The 18,886-nt window shown below is 65.5% G+C and carries 12 protein-coding genes and 1 pseudogene; 10 read left to right on the top strand and 3 right to left on the bottom strand.

Annotated features, from left to right (window positions below):
* From WC729_RS29150 to WC729_RS29125, 6 genes and pseudogenes are all read left to right on the top strand, one after another.
* Window positions 1–134 (top strand): annotated as a pseudogene (locus tag WC729_RS29150) (5-dehydro-4-deoxy-D-glucuronate isomerase); the annotation flags it as partial.
* Between the two features lie 68 nt (window positions 135–202).
* On the top strand, window positions 203–1,147 hold the full coding sequence (locus WC729_RS29145; RefSeq protein WP_372858291.1) for a DUF4861 family protein: 945 nt from the start codon (window positions 203–205) through the stop codon (window positions 1,145–1,147).
* A gap of 115 nt (window positions 1,148–1,262) precedes the next feature.
* Window positions 1,263–1,976 (top strand): FadR/GntR family transcriptional regulator, encoded by a 714-nt coding sequence (locus tag WC729_RS29140; RefSeq protein ID WP_372858290.1) that lies wholly within the window; start codon window positions 1,263–1,265, stop codon window positions 1,974–1,976.
* A gap of 245 nt (window positions 1,977–2,221) precedes the next feature.
* Complete coding sequence (locus WC729_RS29135) at window positions 2,222–5,341, top strand: TonB-dependent receptor (RefSeq protein ID WP_372858289.1); 3,120 nt, start codon at window positions 2,222–2,224, stop codon at window positions 5,339–5,341.
* A gap of 83 nt (window positions 5,342–5,424) precedes the next feature.
* Window positions 5,425–6,465 carry an alginate lyase family protein gene (locus WC729_RS29130; protein ID WP_372858288.1) on the top strand — a complete coding sequence of 347 codons (1,041 nt, stop codon included), beginning with the start codon at window positions 5,425–5,427 and terminating at the stop codon, window positions 6,463–6,465.
* Window positions 6,462–7,175 carry a FadR/GntR family transcriptional regulator gene (locus WC729_RS29125; RefSeq protein ID WP_372858287.1) on the top strand — a complete coding sequence of 238 codons (714 nt, stop codon included), beginning with the start codon at window positions 6,462–6,464 and terminating at the stop codon, window positions 7,173–7,175. The genes WC729_RS29130 and WC729_RS29125 overlap by 4 nt, the downstream gene beginning before the upstream one ends.
* Here WC729_RS29125 and WC729_RS29120 read toward each other — a convergent pair.
* Window positions 7,172–8,446: a serine hydrolase domain-containing protein gene (locus WC729_RS29120; RefSeq protein ID WP_372858286.1), complete on the bottom strand. Its 1,275-nt coding sequence runs from the start codon at window positions 8,444–8,446 to the stop codon at window positions 7,172–7,174. The genes WC729_RS29125 and WC729_RS29120 overlap by 4 nt on opposite strands.
* 101 nt (window positions 8,447–8,547) lie before the next feature.
* Here WC729_RS29120 and WC729_RS29115 point away from each other — a divergent pair, with 101 nt between their 5' ends.
* The 3 genes from WC729_RS29115 to WC729_RS29105 are packed head-to-tail and all read left to right on the top strand — an operon-like array spanning window position 8,548 to window position 11,770.
* Window positions 8,548–9,354 carry a family 16 glycosylhydrolase gene (locus WC729_RS29115; RefSeq protein ID WP_372858285.1) on the top strand — a complete coding sequence of 269 codons (807 nt, stop codon included), beginning with the start codon at window positions 8,548–8,550 and terminating at the stop codon, window positions 9,352–9,354.
* Window positions 9,351–10,022, top strand: a complete 672-nt coding sequence (locus tag WC729_RS29110; RefSeq protein WP_372858284.1) for a DUF6445 family protein — start codon at window positions 9,351–9,353, stop codon at window positions 10,020–10,022. Before WC729_RS29115 ends, WC729_RS29110 begins: the two co-directional genes overlap by 4 nt.
* Entirely contained in the window at window positions 10,022–11,770 is a 1,749-nt protein-coding gene (locus tag WC729_RS29105; RefSeq protein ID WP_372858283.1) for an adenylyl cyclase, read from the top strand. Before WC729_RS29110 ends, WC729_RS29105 begins: the two co-directional genes overlap by 1 nt.
* A 133-nt stretch (window positions 11,771–11,903) precedes the next feature.
* On the opposite strand, the gene WC729_RS29100 is transcribed toward WC729_RS29105, so the two are convergent.
* Window positions 11,904–13,121 carry an MFS transporter gene (locus WC729_RS29100; protein ID WP_372858282.1) on the bottom strand — a complete coding sequence of 406 codons (1,218 nt, stop codon included), beginning with the start codon at window positions 13,119–13,121 and terminating at the stop codon, window positions 11,904–11,906.
* 207 nt (window positions 13,122–13,328) lie between these two features.
* The gene (locus WC729_RS29095) at window positions 13,329–15,593 is read right to left on the bottom strand and encodes a beta-glucosidase (protein WP_372858281.1); all 2,265 of its coding nucleotides are present in this window, start codon (window positions 15,591–15,593) and stop codon (window positions 13,329–13,331) included.
* Between the two features lie 239 nt (window positions 15,594–15,832).
* On the opposite strand from WC729_RS29095, the gene WC729_RS29090 reads away from it, so the two are divergent.
* Window positions 15,833–18,853, top strand: a complete 3,021-nt coding sequence (locus WC729_RS29090; protein ID WP_372858279.1) for a TonB-dependent receptor — start codon at window positions 15,833–15,835, stop codon at window positions 18,851–18,853.
* The last annotated feature ends 33 nt before the right edge of the window (window positions 18,854–18,886 follow it).

Raw genomic sequence — 18,886 nt, 5'->3', positions numbered from 1 at the left:
AATCAGTGATCAGCCCGCCCTGGTCGATCCATATGGGATCGGGCACCAAAGCCTATGCCTTTATCTGGGCCATGGCCGGCGAGAACCAGGATTATACCGACATGAACGTGCTCGATATCTGCCAGCTTCAATAATCCTCCCCTCCCGCTTGCGGGAGGGGAGAAGAAGCGACCATCCCGAACAAGAAACATCGGAGAGCGTGATGCGGACCATACCAACCCTGGCAGCGCTGCTGGCCCTGACATCCACGACCACACTTGCCGCACAGCATACGCCAAACAACGCCCACCCCCTCGTCGCGAAAACGACCCTGCCCCCACCCTCCGCAGCAGACCGCGAGCGCCGCGCCGCCGTCACCCCCGCCCCCTATCGCTATGACGACATCCTCTGGGAAAATGACCGCATCGCGCATCGCATCTATGGCCGCGCGCTCGAAGCGGCCCAGCCGCCGTCGAGCTCGGGCATCGACATCTGGGGCAAGAATGTCCGCTGGCCTTATATGGACCGCCAGCTCCGCACCGGGCACCAGCATGATTATCAGGGCGAAGGCCTCGATTTCTACAACGTCAACGGCGCCCGCGGCGCGGGCGGGCTGGGCATCTGGTTCGACAATAAATTATGGACCTCGCGCAACTATGCCCGCTCGAAGATCCTGCAGGACGGGCCGACCATTGCCGCGTTCGAGGTCGACTATGATCCCTGGCCGGTCGATGTCGCGCGCAAGGTGTGGGAGACGCGCCGCTTCACGCTTCCGGCAGGCACCAACTTCACGCGCATGGTCTCGACGATCCGGTCGGATAAACCTGAAGCGCTGATCGTCGGCATCGGCATCAGCAAGCGCCCGACGAGCGAGACGAAGCTCGGTACCTTCACCGCCGACAAGACGACTGGCCGGGTGTCCTGGTGGGGCCCGACCGATCCGGCCGACGGCACCATGGCGGTCGCGCTGATGGTCGATCCCATGGCGTTGGTCGACGTGACCGAAGACTATGACAATTACCTGGTGCTGGTGCGTGTCCAGCCGGGCGTGCCGTTCGTCTATTATATGGGCGGCGCGTGGGACAAGGGGCTGGATTTCCACGATCGGGCCGAATGGGATCGCTACGTCGCCGAGCAGAAACCGGACTTCGACCCATCGCATCGCTGAAATCGGAGCACGGGAACGGACGTCGTTTCTTCCCCCTGACCCGCCAATACTCATGGTCCGAAAGAGCGATGCTGCGACAGATGATCTGCGCGCCGGTCTCTGCTAGGATCGCCGTATGACGACCAAAGCCGCATCGCTTGCCGACGATCTGGTAAAACAATTCGAACGCCGCATCGAAGCGGGCGACATGCCGCCCGGCTCGCGCTTCCCCACCGAAAAGGCGATCACTGACAGCTTCGGCGTCAGCCGCACCGTCGTGCGAGAGGCATTCGCCCGGCTCGCCGCCAGGGGCCTGCTCGAATCCCGGCGCGGGTCCGGCGCCTATGTCGCCGAGGGCGCACGTTATCAGGCATTCCAGGTCACGCCCGAGGAAATGGGCGGCATGGGGGACGTCATCAAGTTGCTCGAGATGCGCATGGCGCTCGAGACCGAGATCGCCGGCCTCGCCGCGGTCCGCCGCACCGACGAGAACCTCGCCGAGATGCGTCAGTGGCTCGAGACGATGCGCGCCAGCGCCGACATCGACGAGGCCGTCGCCGCCGACATGGCGTTCCACCGCGCGATCGCCGCGGCCACGCGCAACGACTATTATCTCCGCTTCATGGATTTCCTCGGCATTCGCCTGGTGCCGCCCCGGCGACTCTTTCTGCGGGATCGCGCCGATACCGAGCACCGCGCTTATGCCCGCGAGATCTACCGCGACCATGAATCGATCCTGCTCGCCATCACCGCGCAGGACGCCGCCCGCGCCCGCCTCGCGGCCCGGCGCCACATGAAGAAGAGCCTTGAGCGGCATCGCCAGGTCCAGGCCGGACAGGCTCCGGACTGAAGGCTTAGTGTCGCTCAATTCCGGGGTGACGACGCGGGGCGCTAGCACTTTCATTCTTACCCGGCCGCAAACGGCCGAGGCCGCACGTTTCATCGTGCTTGTCATACAAATTTTCAAACTTGTCATACAAATTTGCCGATTCCTGTTGACACCGCCCCCGTTTAGCGATGACTAAGGATTGACACCGGTGGCATCAAGCTCGCGCGAGTCGAGCAAAGCACGCCGGACAGTAGAAGGGGGATGCCATGAAGAAACTTGCCTTGCGCACCGGCGCAGCTGTTTGCGCTCTTCTTGTGACGACACCGACCTGGGCGCAGGAAACGCCTGCCCCAGCCCAGTCGAGCTCGGTCGACACGCAGGATGACGCGGCGAAGCCCGAAAAGGACATCGTCGTTACAGGCTTCCGCCAATCCTATGCCGATGCGCTCAGGACCAAGCGGGATTCAGTCCAGGTCACCGATTCCATTTCCTCCGACGGCCTTGGCCGCTTTCCCGACCTGAACGTCGGCGAGGCAATCCAGCGCCTGCCCGGCGTGCAGATCAACCGCGAGGCGGATTCGCGCAACGCGACGATCTCGCTGCGCGGCCTGCCCGGGACGTTCGCCCGCACCACGCTCAACGGCGTGGGCTTTGCCGATCCGATCCTGTCGAGCGCCACCAACACTGCCTCGACTCCGCTCGGCGCGTTCAATTCGGACATCTTCTCGGCGATCACCGTGATCAAGTCGCCTGACGCATCCGATCTCGCCGGCGGCCTCTCGGGCAATATCGACCTGCGCATCGCCTCGGCCCTCTCCCGCAAGAAGGGCGGCTTCATCAAGGCGTCGTACGAATATAATGATCTGGGCGGGCTCGGCAGCCCGCAATTCTCGGGCGGCTACAACGCGCACATCACGGACAATTTCGCGGTGTTCGGCGTACTCGCCTACAAGCAGGAGAAGTTCCGCCGCGACTCCATCTCGGTCAACACCTGGAACAGCCGGCTTGGCTCGATCCAGGTCGGCAACCAGGCGCTGCCCGGCAGCAACCCCGTCTATGACGCGCTCCTCGCCAAGTATCCAGGCGGGGTCTATTATCCGAGCCAGATGCGTCAGTTCGTCAGGCTCAACAAGGGGCATCTACTGACCGGCACCGGCGGTGCCGAATGGCAGGCGACCGACGAGTTCAAGCTCGGCGTGACCGGCTTCTACACCGAACGCAACCTGTCGCAGGGGACGAACCACCTCCTCTATGTCGACACGTCGGCGGGCAACAATCCCCTCAACGTCAACAACGCCGCGCTCAGCGCGACGTCGGCGGTGGCGCATTTCACCAGCCTCGGCACACCCTATGTGGTCAACACCGCGAGCGGACCTAGGGCCTATATCAACCAGTTCTCCGCCGAGAATCTGCAGACCTTCGACTCGATCCGGTCCGAGCCGGCCAAGCAGAAGACCTGGGCAATCACGCCGAGCGTCCAGTTCAAGAACGACCAGTGGCAGATCGACCTGCAGGGAACGATTTCCCGGGCGCAGGTGCTGGCCAATCAGATCGAACTCGACGTCATCCAGAACCCCTATCGCAACCTCGGCCCGGCGGGCCTCAACGGCATCACCGCCAGCGTCTTCACCGGCGGCTCGGATCTCTCCAACTTCAATATCAGGCTGAACACCCCGAACGCGTCGCACATTCCCAACGGGGGCTATACGCTGCCGTCGGCGGCCAACCAGGCGACTCAGGCCGGCGCACCGATGCCCGGCCAGGCCGCCAATATTCAGGGCGACAGGTTCGGCGTCACCGGCACCAACGGCCTTGGCCTAAACGACCTCAACGCCGCGCAACTGGATATCGAACGCACTATCGAGGGCTCGTTCCTGACCGGGATCCAGGCGGGCTTGCGCTTCGAGAACAACAAATTCACGTCAAGCGGTTCCCGCAACACCTCGCTTGGCGCGAATACCGGCAACGTCACGCCGGCCATGTCTCTGGTGAATCCTTATGTCGGCGATTTCTTCGGGGGCACCGCCGCGGGCTATACCAGTGTCTGGCGCTCGCTGAACGTCGATCAGGTTCTCGGCGCGATCACGCCGGTCAATACGCAACCGCGCACCACCGCCAATCCCAACGGCCTGCCCGGTCAGTTCGTCATCGCGCCGGGCTCCGGCGTCTTCCTGACGCCCTATGGCCTGGTCAACAATTACTGGGACCCGAATTACTGGAACAACAACTTCACCAACCAGAACGACATCTTCTCGGTCTATGGCATGGCCAAGTTCGACGGCGACATTGCGGGTATCCGGGTCCGCGGCAATGCCGGCCTGCGCTACGAATATACCAAGAACAAGATCGTCGCGCTTGATTGCCGCAACTGCTCCAGCGCCTTGTCGGTCGCCGCCGGGCCGGTCAATCACGTGGTCGCCGAGCGCACCTACCGGAACGACTATGGCCATCTGTTGCCGTCGTTCATGATCGCGGCCGACCTGAGCTCGAAGCTCCTGCTGCGCGGCGCCTATTACAAGACCTATGTTCGCCCGCAGCCGCGCGATACCGTGCCGATCACCTCGGTGCTGCTGCCCGAGGCGCTGATCCCGGCGGTCGATCCGGTCTACAATGTCACGATCGGCGCGACGAACATCCAGCCCTATACCGCCGACTCGTTCGACATGACGCTGGAATGGTACAACCGCCCGGGTGGCCTGTTCGCCGTCGCGGTCTACCAGAAGAATGTGAAGGGCTATATCGGCCCGATCACCGACCAGAATGTGCTGTGTCCGGCCGACGGCAAGATCAACGGGCTCGATTATGGCCTGGGCACCCTGTCGATCGTCGGCCCAAGCTGCATCAGCTCGAACAAGTTCAACGGTGCGGCCGGCACCCCGGTCAACGCCCGTGTCCTGATCAGCGGCCAGACCAACCAGAACCCGCTCCGCGTGCGCGGCGTCGAGGTCGCGGTGCAGCAGAATCTCGATTTCCTGCCCGGCTTCCTCAAGAATTTCGGCGGCGCGGCCAACTACACCTACACCACGATCTCGGGGAAGGATGCCGCCGGCAATGCGATCACCCTGCCCAGCGTGTCGAAGGACAATGTGAACCTGATCGCCTATTACGAAACTAAGCTGTTCGGCTTGCGCGTTGTCTATAACTGGCGCGGCAAATATGATCTGGCGGCAGGCAACAGCTTCGTCGGCGACGCCCGCACCGTGAAGGCACGCAGCCAGCTCGACGCTTCGGCCTCGATCAACATCACCAAGAACATCTCGCTCTCGGTCGATGCCTTCAACCTGACCAACGCGACACGCGCGGAATATGAGGCCGATCCGGCGCTGCCCCGTCGCATCGACTATGACGGCCGTACCTTCCAGGGCACGCTCCGCGCCTCCTTCTGACACGTGACACTCTCTCGTCCCCTCGCCCGACCGGCAGATTCCCTGCCGGTCGGGCATTCTGTCCGCGGCAAGGATTGCCCCACATGCTCCTGACCCTGCTCGCGCCGGTGATCGCTCTCGCCCAGCTGGCCGCTCCGTCCGATTACGCCCTGCTCGGCCCGGCCTTCGCGCGCCGCAGCGCCGACAGCGAAGCCGCCGCGGCGGTGATCGCCCGCGCACGCGCTGCGCTCACCCGGCCACCGGGCGCGATCCCGCGCCTGCACACCGAAGGCACCCTGCCGGGCAAGGGCATCCGCGAGATCAGCCTCGTCGCCAAGCGCGATCAGCCGATCGTGCTCGATCTGGCGATGGCGTGGCGGCTGACCGGGGAGCGTGCCTTTCTCGATCAGGCCGGCCGCTATCTCGACGCCTGGTCGAGCATCTACCGGATGTCGTTCAACCCAATCGACGAAACCGGGTTCGACTTGCTGGCCATGGCCTATGACCTGACCGAAGCCGATCTGCCGCGCGCGACCCGGGCGCGGATGGACGGGTTCTGGCGTCGCATGGCGACCGGCTATCTCGACGCGATGGACGGGAACCCCGGCCACGCCAACACCAACTGGCAGAGCCATAGGATCAAGCTGGCGACCATGGCCGCGTTCCAGATCGGCGACCGCCGGCTGATCGATCGCGCCCGCGCCGCCTATCGCAAGCAGGTCATGGTCAATCTCCGCTCCGACGGCTCGACCTTCGACTTCGAGGAGCGCGATGCGCTCCATTACGTCACCTACAATCTCGACCCGCTGATGATGGCCGCGCTCACTGCCAAGGTTCATGGCGAGGACTGGTTCAATTGGAGCGCACCCGGCGGGGCCAGCCTGCCCCGCTCGCTCGACTGGCTCGCCGAGTTCGCCCGCGGCACGCGCACGCATATCGAGTTCGCCAACTCGCAGATCCAGTTCGACCGCGACCGCGCCGCCTCAGGCCAAGCCGAATATGCGCCGCACGCCTGGCAGCCGGAAAACGCGATCGACACCTACCGGATCGCCGGCCTGCTCGATCCCCGCTTCGCGGAGCTGGGCAGCACGCTGGCGGCGAACAGCCGGCGCAAGCCGACCGCGTGGATCAGCTTCTTCCAATGACCAAGGCGGCCTCGCTCGCGGACGAACTGGTCCGCACCTTCGAACAGCGCATCGATTCAGGCGAGCTGCCGCCCGGTGCGCGCTTTCCGACCGAAAAGGCGATCACCACTACTGCCGGCGTCAGCCGCACCGTGGTGCGCGAGGCCTTCGCTCGCCTGTCCGCCCGCGGCCTGCTCGTGTCGCGCCGCGGCTCGGGCGCGTTCGTCGCGGAGAACGCCCTGTACCGCGCCTTCCAGGTCGAGCCCGGCGACATGTGCGAGGTCGAGGACGTCGTGAAGCTGCTCGAAATGCGCATGGCGCTCGAAACCGAAATGGCCGGCCTCGCGGCCCAGCGCCGGACGGAGGACGACCTTGCCCAGCTCGGCCAGTGCCTGTCCCGGCTGGGCGCCTGCGACGATGTCGAGCAGGCAGTCGACGCCGATGTCGCCTTCCACGCCGCGATCGCCCGCGCGACGCACAATGAATATTATTCGCGCTTCATGGAGTTCCTCGGCGTGCGTCTGGTCCCGCGCCGATCGCTCTTCCTGCGCAGCCAGGCCGATACGGCGCGGACCGACTATGCCCGCAACATCCACCGCGACCATGAAGCGATCTACGCCGCCATCGCCGCGCAGGAACCCGCCCGCGCCCGCCGCGCCGCGCGCCGCCACATGCAGAAGAGCCTCGAGCGCCACCGCCTGCTGACGCCGACTATCCTCGCGAGAGACTAGTCCCCCGGCGGTCCGACATAATCCGCCCCGTAGACGGCAGCCCGGATATCATGGTGCAAAGTCCCATCGAACGGCGTGACCTGCACGAAGAACACCACCGCCATCTCATTGGCCGGATCGACCCAGAACAACGTCGTCTCGGCCCCGTCCCAGAAGAACTCGCCGACCGACCCGCGATTTTCCTGTGCGTCGCGCGGCTGTGCCGTCCGCACCGCGAAGTCGAAGCCGAACCCGACCGCGCCCTTGCCCGGCAGGAAGAAGCGCCGGGTGATGCGCGGATCGAGCTGGTCGGTCGACATCAGCCTGACGGTCGACGGCGCGAGAATGCGCACCCCCTCCAGGGTGCCGCGCCCCAGCAGCATGCGCGCGAACCGCATATAATCGTCGAGCGTCGAAGCGAGCCCGGCCCCGCCCATCGTCAGCCGGCGCGGCAGAAAATTGAGCGCGCGCGTCTTCTCGTCGGCCTGACGCAGGAGCTTGCCGTCGGCCTGCTTCACATAACTCGCGGCGAAGCGCGGCAGCCGGTCCTGCGGCTGAGTCCAACCGGTGTCGCGCATGCCGAGCGGATCGAGGATGGTACGCCGGACATGCTGCTCGAACGGCTCGCCCGTCAGCTTCTCGACGAGCAGCGCCTGTACATCGACCCCCGTGCTGTAATTCCACTCGACACCCGGATCGAACAGCAACGGCACCTGCGCCAGCTTCGCGCCCATCTCCTCCAGGCTGTTGGTCAGGGCGAGCGGATCGATCTGGTGGAAGACGACATCGGCCGGGGTGTCGCGCATCCCGTAGGAGAAGCCCGCTGTATGCCGCATGATGTCGCGAATGCTGATCGGCCGTGTCGGCGCGCGGAGCACCGGTTTTCCGTCCGCACCCGTGCCGTCGATCACCTTCGCTTGTCCGAAGGCCGGCAGATAACGCGAGAGCGGATCGTCGAGGCCAAACTTGCCCTGCTCCCAGAGCTGCATCAGCGCGACGCCGGTGACTGGCTTGGTCATCGAGAAGATCTGTACCAGCGTGTCGCGGCGCATCGGCCGGCGCGCCTCGCGATCAGCCTCGCCCGCCGCCCCGAAATAGCGCTCCGCGCCCTTCTCCCAGATCAGCGCCGATGCGCCCGCCGCGCGCCCGCCGCTGACCATCTGGCTGAGCGCGGCGTCGATCCGGGCACGGTCGAGGGTAAAGCCGGCTATCTTGTCGGATGCTCCTGCCCACGCCATTCTCGGTGCGGCAAGACCAAGCACGATCGTCGCCAATGCGCTGCGTCGCTGCATTTCAGCTTCTCCCCTGTTGCCGGCGATGATAACGTTCACAACACTGGCTTTACAAGAGGGTTACCCCAGGCCAGCCTTGACCGGAAGAGGATCGCCGCCCGATGAGCCTGCTCATCCTGATGACCGTCCAGGCGGCAAACCTGGCCGCGACCAACTACTCGGTCGATGTGCCGATGGAGGCGCCCTCCGCTGCGCCGGACTGGGCCGATGAATTCAGCGGCAAGCGGATCAACACCGCTATCTGGCGCTTCGACACCGAACGTAACGCCCAGGGCTGGTTCAACCACGAGCTGCAATATTATGCCCCGGAAAATGCCCGGATCGAGCAGGGCGCGCTGGTCATCGAAGCCCGCCGCGAAAAGCTGCCCTCGAAACGCGACTGGGGCGGACAGGCCTATACGTCGGCCAAGCTCGTTACCCGCAAAACCTATGGCTATGGCTTCTACGAAGTCCGCGCGAAACTCCCCTGCGCCCGCGGCACCTGGCCCGCCATCTGGCTGCTGCCGCCCGACGGGAAATGGCCTGACGAAGGCGAGATCGACCTGATGGAGATGGTCGGCTGGCAACCGCGGATCGTCCATGCGACACTGCACACCGGCGCTTTCAACCACAGCCGCGGCACGCAGCGCGGTGCCGAGAAGCTGGTGCCGACAAGCTGCGCCGACTTCCACCTCTACCAGCTCGACTGGCGCGCCGACTCCATCACCATCGGGGTCGACGGCCGCGCTTATATGCGCGTGAACAACGACCAGCCCGGCGGCAAACCCGCCTGGCCCTTCACCCGCCCCTATAACCTCATCCTCAACCTCGCGATCGGTGGCGACTGGGGCGGCGCGAAAGGCATCGACGACGCGGCGCTGCCGCAACGCATGACGGTCGATTATGTGCGCTATTGGGAAAAGCGATGAGCGGCATCACCGTCCACCGCATCGGCCGCGAGGCACAGCCGCTCGTCATCATCGACAATTTTGCGCCCTACCCCGACGTGCTCCGCGCCGCCGCGATCGCTGCCGAATTCGGCCCCGCCCTGCACCATTATCCCGGTATCCGCGCGCCGCTCCCGACCAGTTACATGCCGACACAGCAACCGGTCATCGCCGAGGTGCTGACCGATGTCTTCGGCCAGCCAGGGCCCATCGACCTGATCGACGCGAGCTACTCGATGGTCACGTCCGACCCCGCGGCCCTGTCGATCCATCAGCGCCTGCCGCATTGCGACGCCTTCGCGGTCGAGCGCATCGCGCTGATCCACTACCTCTCCGAAGGCGACGGCACCGCCTTTTTCCGCCACCGCTCGACCGGCTTCGAGACGGTCGACCAGAGCCGCGCCCCGATCTATCTCGGCCAGCTCGATGCCGAGCTCCGTTATGGCAGCGAACCGCCCCGCGCTTATGTCGCCGGCGACACGCCTTTGTTCGAACGCACCCTGCTCGCCGAGGCCCGCTTCAACCGCGCGCTGATCTACCGCAGCTATGTCCTGCACAGCGGCGCGATCACCCCGGACGCCAAGCTGTCGCCTGACCCGGCGACAGGCCGCCTGACGGTCACTGCCTTCCTGTCGGTGGAGAAAATATGATGGAGACGAACCCAACCCGCCGGTCGGTGGTCGCCGGTCTGGCCGGAACCGCCGTCGCCACGGCAGCCGGCCCCGCCGCCGCCCGCGCGCCCGACCCCGATCTGGGCCCGAATGTCCTGATCGCCGATCCGTCGATGCCGCACGCCCAGCTGCAGCAACGCCTCGACACCATCTTCCAGTCGATGGAACGCGCGCATTTCACGGACGCGCGCCACGCGGTCCTGTTCAAGCCCGGCCGCTACGATCTCGATGTCAATGTCGGCTTCTTCACGCAGGTCGCCGGGCTCGGCACGTTCCCCGGCGACGTGACGATCAACGGCCATGTCCATGCCGAAGCCGATTGGGCGAAGGGCATGGCGCTGGTCAATTTCTGGCGCGGCGTCGAGAATCTTGCGGTCCGCCCGCCCGACGGCGCCGACCGCTGGGCGGTGTCGCAGGCAGCGCCCTATCGCCGCGTCCATCTGAGCGGCGACCTCACGCTCGACGATGGCGGCTGGTCGAGCGGCGGCTTCATCGCCGACTGCCGCATCGACGGCGTGATCCGCTCGGGCTCCCAGCAGCAATGGTATACCCGCAACAGCACGCTGCGCGGCTGGCAGGGCTCGAACTGGAACATGATGTTCATGGGCGTCGAGGGCGCTCCGGCAACCAGCTTCCCCGATCCGCCCTACACCAACATCCCGACCGTCCCGATCATGCGGGAAAAACCCTTCCTCCACATCGACGCGGCGGGATCATGGAAGGTCTTCGTGCCAGCCCTGCGCCGCGATACCCGCGGCACAAGCTGGGAAGGCGCCAAAGCGCACGGCACCTCGATCCCGCTGTCGCGCTTCTTCATCGCCCGCGAAGGCATGTCGGCCAGCCAGATCAACGCCGCGCTGGCCCGCGGGCTGCACCTGCTGCTGACGCCTGGAATCTATCGCCTCGATGCCCCGCTCCGTATCACCCGGGCAAACACCATCGTGCTCGGCCTCGGCCTGGCGACCCTGTTGGCGGAGAAGGGCAGCAAGGCGATCACCGTGGCGGATGTGGCCGGCGTCACCATCGCCGGGCTGATGATCGACGCCGGCCCGGCCCTCTCCCCGGTCCTGGTGGAGATCGGCCCCAGGGGATCCAGTCGCGACCACCGCGCCAACCCCACCCTCCTTTCCGACCTGTTCTTCCGCGTCGGCGGCGCGACGATCGGCAAGGCGGAGACCTGCCTCGAGATCAACAGCCACCACGTCATCGGCGACCATATGTGGATCTGGCGCGCCGATCATGGCGATCGGGCAGGCGGCCGAATCCATGTCGGCTGGGACGAAAGCATCGGCAATCAGGGGCTGGTCGTGAACGGCGACGATGTGACGATGTGCGCGCTCTTCGTCGAGCATTTCCGCCGCTACAACACGCTGTGGAACGGCGAGCGCGGCCGGACCTGGTTCTACCAGAACGAACTGCCCTACGACCCGCCCAACCAGGCCGCCTATATGGCCGGCGCCACGCGCGGCTGGGCCGCCTACAAGGTCGCCGACACAGTCGAGGACCACCAGGCCGCGGCACTCGGCATCTACGCCAACTTCACCGCCGACCCCAGCATCGTCGTCGAAAGGGCGATCGAGGCACCGCACAAGCCGGGCGTCCGGTTCAGCAACGTCACGACGATTTCGCTCGGCGGCGGCAAGGGCACGATCGCCCATCTCGTCAATCAGGCCGGCGCCGCGGCGAAACCCGGGGCGATCAAGCAGACGCTGGTCAGCTATCCCTGAGAAAACCCTATTCCCGTTCACCCTGAGCTTGTCGGGCCGAAGGCGGGCGAAGCTCAACGGCTGTTGTTTCTTCCGTGGAAGAGAAGAGCAAGGCGTCGACAAGCTCAGCCCGAACGGCGGAATAAAGGCCCATCTAACGCCGCCCGCGCACCCCGAGCACGCTGAGCCCGCCGCACAGGGTCAGCCCCACCAGCGCCAGCATCAGCGTGCCGAAATCGCGCGGCGTCGCCAGCAACCAGGCGAGCAGCGGCCCGAGGAATGACGGCAAGGTGTTGGTCAAATTGATCAGCCCGAGGTCGCGCCCGCGGTGCAGCGGATCGGGCAGCAGCTGCATCGCAAAGGCCGCATGCAGCGGCAGGAACACGCCCGATCCGATCGCGTAGAGCGCGAACGCGGCCGCCCCCATCGTCCAGTCCCGCGCCAGCGCCATGCCGAACAGCCCCATCGCCGCGACCATCGCCGCGGCGACCAGGAACGGCTTGCGCCGATCGAGCCGGTCGGACAGCCGGCCGATCAGCACCGCGATCGGCAGCGGTACGATGAAGGATAGGGTCAACAGATGACCGACGCGCAGCGCGAGGTCGCGCGGATCCTCGTTCGTGATGCTCTCGAAATAATAGAGCAGGTAGAGCGACAGCACGGCGCCCGCGACCTGGACGAACAGCCGGGCAGCCCAGGCCACGGCAAGGTCGCGGCGGGGCGAGGCGAAGACTCTGGGCGGCTCGCTCGAGACTGGAACGGGGCGTGACCGGGACAGCAGCAGCGGCGTGACGCAGGCAGTGAAGGCCAGCACCACCATGGCGAACTGAGTCACTTCACCGAACCGGTGCATGCCCACCACGATCGCGAGCACCGCCGATGCCGACGGATTGGCCAGCGCCAGCAAACCGCCGGTAAAGCCCTTCTGCGCATCGGGAACCTCGTCGGCCATGATCGCAGCAAGCGGACCGAGCATCGCGTTGAGCGCGACCTGGAAGACGATCGTCGCCATGATGATCGCGGCCGGTGTCGAGGCCGCCCCGACCAGCGCATAGGACAAGGCGGTCACGATCATGCCGCCGGCCACCCAGCGCCGGCGTCCTCCGCCGGCCGCGACCGACCGATCGCTGAGCCAGCCGAACAGGATGCTGCACAGGCTCGCCGCGATCGCGCCGGCGACCACCGTCGCAGTGAAGACGTCGAGCCGCGCGTCGCCCGACACGCCCTCGATCTTCATCGGCAGCAACATGCTGAGCAACGGCAGATACGCCATCACCCCGCCCGCATGCGCGATCGCATAGATCAGCAGGAAGCCGATCGGCCGGTGGCCGTTGCGCGGTCCGGCCGCGAGCACAGGAGCAAGGGATGGCATCGGCGGTTGCCGGACCTTGCTCCCCCCCGCGGCAATCGGCAACTGCCGGGGTTTGGAGAGCCTTCCTTGGTGTCGGGGCATCACCCCTCAACCGTCACCCCGGACTTGTTCCAGGGTCCATCGCGGTCCGAGCGCAGCGCTTCATGATACACGCTGCGCCCCGCCGCGGAATGGATGTCGGAACGAGTCCGGCATGACGGAAGGTGATCAAGGCTTCATCGTCGTCGCCGCCACCGTCGCGGTCGAGACGATCGAGCGATCGGTCGCATCGCGACCCAGCGCGACTCGGTATGTGCCGCCCGCGACCCGCCAGCCCGGCAGCTTCACGTCGTAATCGGCCAGGATGCGCGGCTCCGCGGTCAGGGTCACACGCCGCACTTCGCCCGGCTTCAGCGTGACGCGCGTGAACGCCGCAAGGCGCATCGGCGCCTTCGATCCGTCCCGAGCGACATACATCTGCGGCACATCGGCACCAGCGCGGCTGCCGCTGTTCACCACCTCGAACGAGATGCTCAGCGCCTTGCCCCCGGTCACGACCGGGCGCCGATAGGTGAAGCTGGTGTAGCTGAGCCCATGCCCGAAGGCGAAGAGCGGCTGCCGCCCCTGCTTCTCGTACCAGCGATAACCGACATCGGCGCCTTCGACATAGTCGATCGGGAAGCTGGTCAGCTTGAACTTGCTCGCATTGGCCGGGTCGGCTGCCGCCTGCGCTTCGAGCGAGGTCATCGTATCGAGCCCGACCGGCGCCGGCCGCGGCGCCTGGGCCGCCGCGGCGAGGAAGGTGATCGGCAGGCGACCCGACGGATTGACCCTGCCGGTCAGGATATTGGCGATCGCCTCGCCCCCGCGCTGGCCGGGATACCAGGCCTGCACCACTGCGGGCACTGCCTTGATCCACGGCATCAGCACCGGGCCGCCGGTCTCGAGCACGGCAACCGTCTTCGGCTGCGCTGCGGCAACCGCCGCGATCAGCGCATCCTGGCCATCGGGCAGCGACAGGTCGGGCACGTCCTGCGCTTCGGTCGTCCACTGCGTCGCAAACACAATCGCGATATCGGCGGCGCGCGCCGCCGCGGCAGCGGCGGCGACGTCCTTGCCGTCGACGAAGCTGATCTCGGCCTGCGGCATCGCCGCGCGCAACGCCTTGAGCGGCGCGGACGCATGATAAGTGACGCGCGCGAAGGACATCGCCGCCCCGGTGGTCAACGGAATCTCGATCGGCGCACCGCCGACCGACCGCACCTGGCTCGATCCGCCGCCGGACAGGACGCCGACATCGGCATTCCCGCCGATCACCACGATTCGCTTCGCCGTCGCCGCCAGCGGCAGCACGCCGCCGTCATTCTTCAGCAGGACGATGCCGGCCTCGGCCGCGCGCTGCGCCACCTCGGCATGCTGCGCATAGGGAATGGTCTGCACCGTATCGGGCACCGGCGCGTCGAACAGCCCCGTCTCGATCAGCCCGGTCAGATAGCGGACGACCATGTCGTCGAGCCGCGCTATCGGCACCTTGCCCGCCTCGACATCGGCCTTCAGCTTGTCGAAGAAGATCTCGCTGTCCAGCTCCTGGCCCGATTCCTGGTCGAGGCCCGCATTGGCGGCCTTGGCGGTCGAATGCACCCCGCCCCAGTCGCTCATCACCCAGCCGCGATAGCCCCAGTCGCGCTTCAGCACATGGTTGAGCAGGAAATCATTCTCGCACGCCCAGTCGCCATTGACCTTGTTGTACGAGCACATGACCGATCCCGGCTTGCCGCGCTCGATCGCGATCTGGAAAGCGAGCAGGTCGCTCTCGCGCAGGCTCGCCTCGTCGATCCGCGCATCGGCCACCATCCGCCCGGTCTCCTGCGCGTTGAGCGCGAAATGCTTGACCGTGGAGACGATGCGGTTCGACTGGACGCCGGCGATATGCGCGCCGGCCAATGTGCCCGCTAACAATGGGTCCTCGCCGAGATATTCGAAATTGCGCCCGTTCCACGGATCGCGCGTCAAATTGACGCCGCCCGCGAGCAGCACGTTGAAGCGCTTGGCGCGCGCTTCGGCGCCGATCATCACCCCGCCGGCATGCGCGATCTCGGGGTCGAAACTCGCCGCCGTCGCCAGGCTCGACGGCAGCGCGGTGGCGACATCGCCCTTGCGCTGCTCGACCTGGTTGGCGACGCCGAGCGACGCATCGCTCTCGCGCAGCAGCGGCACGCCCAGCCGGGGCACGCCGTCGATATGGCCCGCCGAGGGGATCAGCTCATTAGCCGTCTTGCCCTTGGCGAAGGGCGGGAACAACCCATGGACCAGAGCGATCTTCTCATCGAGCGTCATCTTCGCGACGATCGCGGCGGCCCGCGCCCGGGCGTCCTTCTGGGTGGCGCCGTTCTCGACGGCAGCGCCCTCTGGCTGGCGGGCGAAGCACGCCGCTGTCCCCGTCAGTGCGAGAACCGACACCGCGGCCAATGCGGCCTGCAACCTTCTCGACATCCTCTTTCCCTTCCGAATCCGTTGCCGATTTGCACCAGCCCGGTGATGATTTGCACGGGTGGCGAGACCCGCAGTCGCCCGAAAACACACAAATTGCTAACGTTCACAATAACTCAGGCCGATTCGGTGCCTTTTGTGACCGTTCCGCGAATCACCTTGACAACGCACGACAAATTTCGCAAGTGAACGTTATCAATAAAGTGCGGATCAAGCTGCACTGGATAAAAAGGGGAGGATATATGCGGCTTCGTTCGACTCGCGTGCTTTCGCGATTGGTGGTTGGGGCGTCGGTTCTGGCGATAGCCACCGTCTCCGGTACAGCCTATGCGCAGGACGCGAATGCGACTGCAGGCGGCCTCACCCAGGATCAGCCGGCCGCCGCTGATGAAACCGACATCGTCGTCACCGGCATCCGCGCCAGCTTGCGGCAGGCGCTCGATATCAAGCGCGATTCGCAAGGCGTGGTCGATGCGATCTCGGCCGAAGACATCGGCAAGTTCCCCGACACCAACCTCGCCGAATCGCTCCAGCGCATCACCGGCGTGTCGATCGACCGTTCGAACGGTGAAGGCTCGCTCGTTACCGTCCGCGGCTTCGGTCCCGAATTCAACCTGGTGACGCTCAATGGCCGCCAGATGCCGACCGCGCTGATCGGCGACGGCGGCAGCGCGCCGTCCTCGCGGTCGTTCGACTTCGCCAACCTCGCTTCCGAAGGCATCGCCGCGGTCGAGGTCTACAAGAGCGGCCGCGCCTCGATCGAATCGGGCGGCATCGGCTCGACCATCAACATCCGCACCCCGCGCCCGCTCGACCGGCCGGGCATGCGCGGCAGCCTTACCGTCAAGGGCGTGATCGACAGCTCGCAAAACGGCAAGAACGACATCACGCCGGAAGTGTCGGGCATCTTCAGCAGCACCTTCGCGGACGACCGTATCGGCATCGCGATCATCGGCTCCTACCAGAAGCGCAAGGCGAGCACGAACCAGGGCGTCGTCGGCTGGCGCGACGGGTATCTCGGCAACGAGAACAACTGGGGCTCGCTGGCGCAGCCCGGCAGCGCGGGCGCCGCGAACATCACCAACCGGCCGGATCCGACCGACGTCTATCAGGTCCCGCAGAACGCGTCCTACGAGTTCAACGATATCGATCGTGAGCGCATCAACGGCCAGGCCGTCCTGCAATTCCGCCCGACCGATGAGCTGACTGCGACGATCGACTATACCTATTCGCGCAACACTGTCGAAATCCGCAACAGCAACGTCGGCGTCTGGTTCAACCATGGCGATACGTCGAGCGCCTGGACCGACGGTCCGGTCGCCGGCCCGATCTTCTATACCGAGCGCTTCGCGGTGCCGGACGTGGGTTGCGTGGCGCCGTCGACGGTCTGCAACGTCGGCAAGGACCTTTCCTATAGCGGGTCGCTCACCGCCAACCGTGCCGAGAACAAGTCGCTCGGCGGCAACCTGGTGTGGAAAGCGCCGGGCGGGGTGACGGTGACGCTCGATGGGCACCACTCGACCGCGGAAGTGAAGCCGACCAACCGGTTCGGCTCGAGCATGTCGGTCGGCACGGCGATCTTCGGCGTCCAGAACCAGACGATCAACTTCGACCATGATCTGCCGGTCATCTCGTACAACATGGCCCCCGGCATCGATCCGCTCAACGCGGCGCTGATCACGCCGACCGGAAACGCGTTCCGCAACGCCTATTTCAAGGACACGATCAACCAGGCCCAGCTGGCTATTCATTACGACCATGAGGGTGGTTTGCTCGACGGCCTCGATTTCGGCGTCTCCTATGTGGAGAACAAGGTTCGCTCGGCCTTCGGCACCATCCAGAACGACAGCTGGGGCGGTATCGGCCCGGCGTCGTCGGTCCCCGACAGCATGTTCACGCTCGCGACACTGCCGAACCTGTTCCCCGGTCTTGCGCAGTCGGGCATGGCGCAGAAATTCTACACCTTCAATTTCGAGGAGATGGTCGACCTGCTCGAATCGAAATTCCACGCGTGCAGCCAGCCGCGTTCGGGTGCCTCGATCCAGGGCAGCTGCCTTGCCCAGTTCAACACCGATCGGCGTATCACCGAAAAGACGCTGGCACCTTATGTGCAGGTGGCCGGCAAGTTCGACGCCTTTGGCAATCCGGCGCATATCGTCGCCGGCGTGCGCTACGAATCGACCGATATCACCTCGTCGGCGCTGGTGCCTGTACCGGCCAGCACTCAGTGGGTGGCGGACAACGAGTTCAACGTGGTCCTTTCGGGCAACAGCACCTTTACCCGGTTCGACGGCCGGTACGACAACTGGCTGCCGTCGATCGACTTCGACATCTCGCCGCTCGACAGGGTCAAGCTGCGCGCGTCGTACAGCCACACCATCACCCGCGCGAGCTATGACCTGATGCAGGGCGGGCGGACGCTGGACGGGCTGTTCCGTGTCGGCGGCGGCACCGGCGCGCAGGGCAATCCGGGGCTGATACCCTACAAGTCGAAGAACATCGATCTGTCGGCCGAATGGTATTATGGGCGCGACAGCTATGTGTCGGTTGGCTATTTCCGCAAGAGCGTCGCGAACTTCATCGCGTCCACGCGCTTCGACACCAACGCCTTCGGCCTGACCACCCCCCAGGGCGGTCCGCGCTACAATGCGGCGGTCGCGGCAATCGGGCCGAATGCGACGGCCACGCAGATTCGCCAGTATATCTTCGCCCATTACCCGCAATCGTCGAACGCGGCGCTGGGCCTGATCTACTCGCTGCCTGAAGATCCGGCGCTCAACTTCAAGATCACCACGCCGGTGAACAGCGATCAGACCGCGACGCTCCATGGCTGGGAATTCGCTATCCAGCACAGCTTCTGGGATACGGGCTTCGGCGCTATCCTGAACTACACGATCGTCGATGGCAGCGCGGTATACGACAACAGCAAGCCGTCGACCGTCACGCAGTTCGCGCTGACCGGTCTCAGCAATAGCGCGAACGCGGTGGCGTTCTTCGACAAATACGGCATCCAGGCCCGCGTCGCGTACAACTGGCGCGACGAGTTCCTGAACTCGACGGGCATCAACCCGACCTACACCGAAGCCTATGGCCAGATAGACGCGAGCGCGAGCTACGAGTTCATGAAGGGCATCAGCGTCTTCGCCGAGGGTATCAACCTGACCGGCTCGGGCCGGCGCCAGCATCTGCGGTCCGATCGCAACGTGACTGTCGTCGCACCGGGGTTCGCGCGTTACTCGTTCGGTGTTCGAGCAGCGTTCTGATCCGAACCCGTCGGGAAATTGCCGGTGACAGGA

It is taken from the genome of Sphingomonas sp. (assembly GCF_041661825.1).
Classification (GTDB): Bacteria; Pseudomonadota; Alphaproteobacteria; order Sphingomonadales; family Sphingomonadaceae; genus Sphingomonas.
Note: the sequence above shows the minus strand (reverse complement) of the source record. Positions and strands in the feature narration are given on the sequence as shown.